Below are 5884 nucleotides of genomic sequence, written 5' to 3'. Positions count from 1 at the left end.
GTTGGCGTTGGCGTTGGCGTCGGAGTTGGCGTCGGTGTTGGCGTCGGTGTTGGAGTCGGTGTTGGAGTCGGAGTCGGAGTCGGAGTCGGTGTTGGCGTTGGCGTTGGTGTCGGCGTATGCGTACCGGTACCCGTCCCCGTCCCCGAACCACCGCCCGTGCCTATTACGCCGCCGCTGCCCGAGCCGCTACCCACTGTCGGCGGTTTAGTGACGGTCGACCCGCCGCAGCCTTGAAGTACTATCACTGACGACACGCACATGGCGATGGCCGTCATTTTGAAATTGCGATTCATGTTTATGCTCCCCCTGATTGAACCAGTGGGGGAGCTAACTGCAAGGCCTATGCCATTTGTGCGGCGCGACCTGTCAAACGAAATAAATCCAGCAAAATCAATGAATTGCGACGTTCGGCAGAGCTATCGGCGAGCGTCGCGCGCATCGATGTGTCGCGGAACGGGACCGTGCGGCGAGCCCACGTAACGTAACGTAAGGCAGCGCGTTTCGGACGCTGTCACGCCTCGTTGACCGGCTCGCTGCGTCCATCTCCCTCAGATCTTCAAACGACGCAACACCTTCGGCCCGGCGAACGCAATCACCGCGGAACATACGGCGACCACCGAGAGCCCGATCGGCAGGCTGGTGACCTGCGCGACCCCGCCAATGATCACCGGCCCGAGCAGCAGTCCGAAGTAAGCGAGCCCCGCGACATGCGCAAGCCCTTCCGCCGCATGAATCCCTTCGACCCGTGCGGCCGCCGCAAATAGCACTGGCATCATGTTAGCCAGCCCGAGGCCCATCAACGTGAATCCGGTCAACGCGGTAAACGAATAAGGCAACAGCAGTGCGCCGATCATGCCGGCGCACGCCAGCGATGCGCTTGCCATCACCAGTTGCGGGGCGCCGAAGCGGGCGCGCACGGCGTCGCCGGCAAAGCGGGCCGCTGCCATGCCACCCGAAAACGCCGCGTACGCCGCGCTCGCGAGCGCTGGCGTCGCAACGACGACATCGCGCATGTAGACGGTGGCCCAGTCGTACATCGCCCCTTCGGCAATCAGCGCCACCAGCGCAGTCGCCCCGAGTGCCCACAGCGCGGGCGAGCGCCAGCGGTTGGCGCGCGGCGTCGCAGCATCCGGATGCTCCGCCTGCGGCACATGAGGCAGAACCGCGGGGCACGCCACCAGCAGCACGAGCGAACTCAGGATGGCGACCAGGGCGAGATGAACTGCCGGCGCCATGCCACGCGACAGCAGCGCTCCGCCGACAGCGGCGCCCACCATCCCGCCAACGCTGAACATGCCGTGCAACGAGGACATGATCGGCCGTCCGAGCGTCTGCTCGACCGCGCTCGCTTCGGCGTTCATCGCCACGTCCAGCGTTGCCATCCCGGCGCCGAAGACCGCGAGGACAGCCAGCAGCATCCAGTACAGGGGGACTATCAGGATCAACGCGGCGCAGACCGCCATCGCGAGGCCGCCGGCCAGACACGCGCGGCGTGTGCCGACCCGGGCAATCCACGAGGCATTGGTTGCCATCGCGGTGATCGAGCCGCCTGCCACTGCCAGCAAAGCGATCGACAGCAGCGCCGGATCCAGATGGAAGCGGTCGCGCACGGTCGGCACGTGCACCCCCCAAGACGCGTACATCATCCCGGCGATAAAGAAGAGCGCCATCGTCGCATATCGGGCGCGCTGCAGCGAAGCGGCCGGCAGATCGCGATGGGCAGCGGGAAGCCCGGAGAGGTCGGAGGAACGGTCGGACAAGGAAGTCTCGTTGGCGTAAATGACGTAAAGCGGAAACGGAACCGGACAAAAACGCGAAAGCCGGCTGAAAGCGAAGTTCCGATTCTAGCGAAGCGGCTGGCGTCCTGCAGGCGAGCGCTGAACTAATATCTACTTTCTGCTGGATCCGCGGTCGCACTTTCACCTTGAGTCAGCTGACCGAACGCCATCCACGCCATCCATCGAGGACGCGCTCTTGAATATTCCCGCTCACGCTCCGCTTCATCTGCTGCACCAGGTCGCCGCCGGCACGCTCGCGACTCACTCGCGTCAACCGGAGGGGTTTCCGTACCCGTCGATCCTGCCGTTTGCCCCGGACGCCCAGCATCGTCCTACGATCCTCGTAAGCCGCCTTGCCGAACACACGCGCAACCTGCAGGCCGATCCCCGTGCGGGATTCCTGGTCGCGCACGCTCCGGATGGCGATGTACTCAATGGCCAGCGGGTCACGCTGCTGGGTTCGTTCGAGACAGTCGAACCGACGCCCGCCGTGGTGGAGCGCTATCTGCGCTATCACCCGGACGCCGAGCGCTACCTGGCGCTGGGCGATTTCAGCTTCTGGGTGATGACGCTTGAGCGGATGCGTTATATCGGTGGTTTTGGCGCCATGGGTTGGCTCGATGGCAATGAACTCGATCCGCTCGAACCACTCGGCTTCGACGAAGAGTGCGCATTGCATGAGTTTTTCGACACACATCCGCAGCGGCCGGATCATCTTGAATTAATTGGCGTCGACCGCTATGGCGCGGATCTGAAACACAGCGGCGCACGCAGCCGCTTCACATTCGACGAGATCGCAAAAATGCCGACTCCTTGCATGCCGCACTAAAAGATTGCATGACACGAAACATGAAACGCTCGTGACTACAACTATTGCGGGAAAACACCCAGACATCATGCATTTCGACTATTTATTCCGCCTGTTCGCAAACCGTTCGTCAAAAGCTCTCATGGCATGAGATGTTTCGGTGCAAATGGCATATTAATTTTCATATTTTGGGAATTAATTCGAACATTTACTCATACCCGCGTTCACTTTTTCGTAAGCTGCGAAAAAGATGTAAATGAAAAACTTGCTGACTATGCCGTTTCTTGAAATTTTTCGAAACGAAACATAATTAATTTAAGAATTCGACTTTTCCACGCTTTCTATTTTGTGTTAATCTCGCCTGCAAATTCCGAGGCATGAACACCTTTCAAAGGGCAAACCGGCTTAGACTGGTAGTCACTTATCTAAACCACAAGGGAACCTATGTCTTCCTACAAGGAACTACTCGCACAGCGAGAGAAGCTGGAACAGCAGATCGAAGAAGCAAAGTCGCGTGAATACGCGGAAGTGTTGAACGAGATCAAACAGAAGATGGCCGACTACGGCATTACGCTTGCTGAGTTAGGCGGCGGCCGTGGTAAGGCAACGAAAGTGGGCCGTCCGCGCGCTGGCGTCGCGCCGAAATATCGTGATCCGGATAGCGGTAGCACGTGGTCGGGCCGCGGTAAGCCGCCGCGTTGGATCGCCGGTCAGGATCGTGAGAAGTTTCTGATTCAGCGTTAATCGCAGCATCCCGGCGGCGCATTAGCGCGCCCTCGGCCGAAGAACCGCGCAATCTTAAGGTGCGCGGTTTTTTTACGCCCACGGTTAGTTGCCGGGTCGATCTCCAGCTTCGCATTCCGAGACTTGCGAGACCGCATTCTATTGAACCGGAACGCGAATACTTCCTGTTTAGATAAGCATCTGATTTAAAAGAGAATTTTAAGGGATTTCGTAGATTGTCATGTGAGCGCGGTTAGAATCCACACATTGAAAATCGCATCCGCTAGCATGCCCGCCACTTTCGCCACCCAATCCGCAGAAAAACATCACGTTGCGCGCAAAAGCACGTTTGTCAGTATTGCGCTCAATTCGGTGTTGATGACGCTGCAAATCGTCATCGGGATGATCGCTCATTCTCAGGCACTGGTTGCCGACGGCGTGCATTCGCTTGCCGATCTGGTTTCGGATTTTGTCGTACTAATTGCCAATCGGCATAGCGGCGCAGAGCCGGATGCGGATCACAATTACGGGCACAGCCGCTATGAAACGGTGGCTTCGCTGTTTCTGGGCGCACTGCTAATTGCGGTCGGTGTTGGCATGTTGTGGCGGGCCGGAACACGGCTGGCCGATTTGCTGGATATTCCCGCCGTTCACCTCAGCGCACTGGCGGTGGCCGTGCTGGTGCTGGTTTCGAAAGAAGCGCTGTTTCGCTATATGCTGCGCGAAGCTCAACGGGTGCGCTCGGCCATGCTGATTGCTAATGCATGGCACGCGCGTTCGGATGCGGCATCGTCGCTGGTTGTGGCGCTCGGTATTATCGGCAGTCTGGCCGGCGTGCGACTTCTCGATCCAATTGCGGCCGCGATTGTCGGTTTCATGGTCGCGCGCATGGGCTGGATGTTTGGCTGGGATGCGCTGCAGGATCTATCGGACCGCGCCCTCGACGACGCCGCTGCCAGCGACGTGCGCAAACTGCTGATGTCGACGCCGGGAGTGCGCGACGTGCACGAACTGCGCACGCGCAAGATGGGTGACTTCGCCCTCGTCGACGCGCATATCCTCGTCGATCCGCTGATCTCGGTATCGGAAGGTCACTACATTGCTGAGACAGCCCGTGCGCGAATCCTCACCGACAGTCGGGTGCTCGATGCGCTGATTCACGTCGATCCGGAAAACGACGCACTGGCACGGCCGCCTATCGGATTGCCGCCTCGCGAGCGGGTCGTCGCGGAGGTGGAGGCCGCGCTTGCTGAACGGGGCGAGCGGGCGGCGGGCGTCAATATCCATTACCTGAGCACCGGCCTCGATGTCGACGTGACGCTGCTTGCCAGCGCGCCCGATGTCCTCGAGAGCGATGCACAGCGTCTCGCACACCTCGATCTGGCAGAGCTAAAAAGCCGCCTGGGCGTGCGGCATCTGAGCGTATTGCGGGCTATTGCTCTGGATGAGCAGGCAGAAGCCGCAACGCCCTTGCGCCAAGACATCGCGTAGGGCAGCAGCGCCGGGCCGCAGAGTAGAGCCAGCTTGGCCGGCGCCGTCATCAGAATCTCAAAGCGGCAGTTGCGTGTCGAACTTGATTTCGCGCAGCACAACGCTTGTGCGCACTTGCGCGACCGCGGGAATCTTGAAGATGCGCTCGTGCAGAAAAGCGTCGTACGCCTTGATGTCCGGCGCGACGATCTTGAGGATGTAATCGGATTCGCCGGTAGTGCTGTAGCACTCGGTCACTTCGGGGCAGGTGGCGATCTCGCGTTCGAACTGTTCGACCCCGCCTTCCGTATGCCGCGTCAGGTGGATGTGAGCGAGCGCGCACACGTGCAGCCCCAGCTTTTCGCGATCCAGCAGTGCCGTGTAGCGCTGGATCACACCCGATTGCTCCATGTCCTTGATCCGCCGCCAGCAAGGTGTGCTGGAAAGGCCGACCTGGTCGGAGATCTCCTGCACCGAACGGCGAGCGTCAAGCTGCAGCAGGCGCAGGATCTTTTGTGAGAACGTATCGAGTGTCAACTGCGCCTCCGTTGGCGTGCCGTGGCTCTAATAGTAGAGGCGACGAAAACGAAACGCAATGTAAAACGGCTCTGGCGAGGGAGATTACCTAATTTGCCGGTTTGGTAGCGACGTTTTGCCCTGAGCCGTCCCCATCTTTCGGGGCTGTTTTCGCCGCCGCATGGGTGGCGAGGATGGCCTGGTTAGCGCGTAACTCGGCGAGCATGTTGCAGAACAGGGCGCCTTGCTCGATCGCATCGTCGAGGGCGACATGGGTATGCGGGTGGTCGTCGAACCAGCGCTGTGGCAGCCGCGGCTTGATGCACTTGCGGTAGGGCAGGCCGGTCATCGCGAAGGCGAGCGTCTTGATGTCGAGCGCGGACCACGAGAATGGGCACCGGCCGGTAAAGCGCATCATGTACCAGAACATGAACGTGAAATCGAAGCCGGCCGGCATGGCCACGAAGACCGGTTTGCCCGGCAGCGCTTCGACCCACGCCACGTAGGCGTTCAAAGCGTTGGCGGGCTGCTGCAGATCGAGACGGCAAGCGGCCCATGCCTCGGGCTGGGTCTTCCACCACGCCTCCTG

The 5884-nt window shown here is 60.3% G+C and carries 5 protein-coding genes and 2 pseudogenes; 3 read left to right on the top strand and 4 right to left on the bottom strand.

Features of this window, described 5'->3' with window-relative positions:
- Positions 1 to 293, bottom strand: a pseudogene (locus M0954_RS30375) (hypothetical protein); the annotation flags it as partial.
- A 255-nt stretch (positions 294 to 548) separates the two neighbouring features.
- A complete protein-coding gene (locus tag M0954_RS23090; RefSeq protein WP_297355711.1) occupies positions 549 to 1760 on the bottom strand; it encodes an MFS transporter in 1212 nt (403 codons plus the stop codon).
- Between the two features lie 214 nt (positions 1761 to 1974).
- Between M0954_RS23090 and M0954_RS23085 the strand changes: the two are divergent.
- From M0954_RS23085 to M0954_RS23075, 3 genes and pseudogenes are all read left to right on the top strand, one after another.
- Positions 1975 to 2642 (top strand): annotated as a pseudogene (locus tag M0954_RS23085) (HugZ family protein).
- A gap of 388 nt (positions 2643 to 3030) precedes the next feature.
- Complete coding sequence (locus M0954_RS23080) at positions 3031 to 3330, top strand: H-NS histone family protein (RefSeq protein ID WP_297355709.1); 300 nt, start codon at positions 3031 to 3033, stop codon at positions 3328 to 3330.
- A gap of 267 nt (positions 3331 to 3597) precedes the next feature.
- The gene (locus M0954_RS23075; RefSeq protein WP_297355706.1) at positions 3598 to 4800 is read left to right on the top strand and encodes a cation diffusion facilitator family transporter; all 1203 of its coding nucleotides are present in this window, start codon (positions 3598 to 3600) and stop codon (positions 4798 to 4800) included.
- A gap of 57 nt (positions 4801 to 4857) precedes the next feature.
- Here the strand turns inward: M0954_RS23075 and M0954_RS23070 are convergent, their stop codons facing one another.
- Together M0954_RS23070 and M0954_RS23065 are read right to left on the bottom strand one after the other, a co-directional pair.
- Complete coding sequence (locus tag M0954_RS23070) at positions 4858 to 5316, bottom strand: Lrp/AsnC family transcriptional regulator (protein ID WP_074263115.1); 459 nt, start codon at positions 5314 to 5316, stop codon at positions 4858 to 4860.
- A gap of 88 nt (positions 5317 to 5404) precedes the next feature.
- Positions 5405 to 5884 (bottom strand): exonuclease (locus M0954_RS23065; protein WP_297355704.1); only part of this gene is annotated, 480 nt, incomplete at its 5' end.

Source organism: Paraburkholderia sp. (assembly GCF_026225065.1).
Lineage (GTDB): Bacteria > Pseudomonadota > Gammaproteobacteria > Burkholderiales > Burkholderiaceae > Paraburkholderia.
This window is presented reverse-complemented; position numbering and strand designations above follow the sequence as displayed.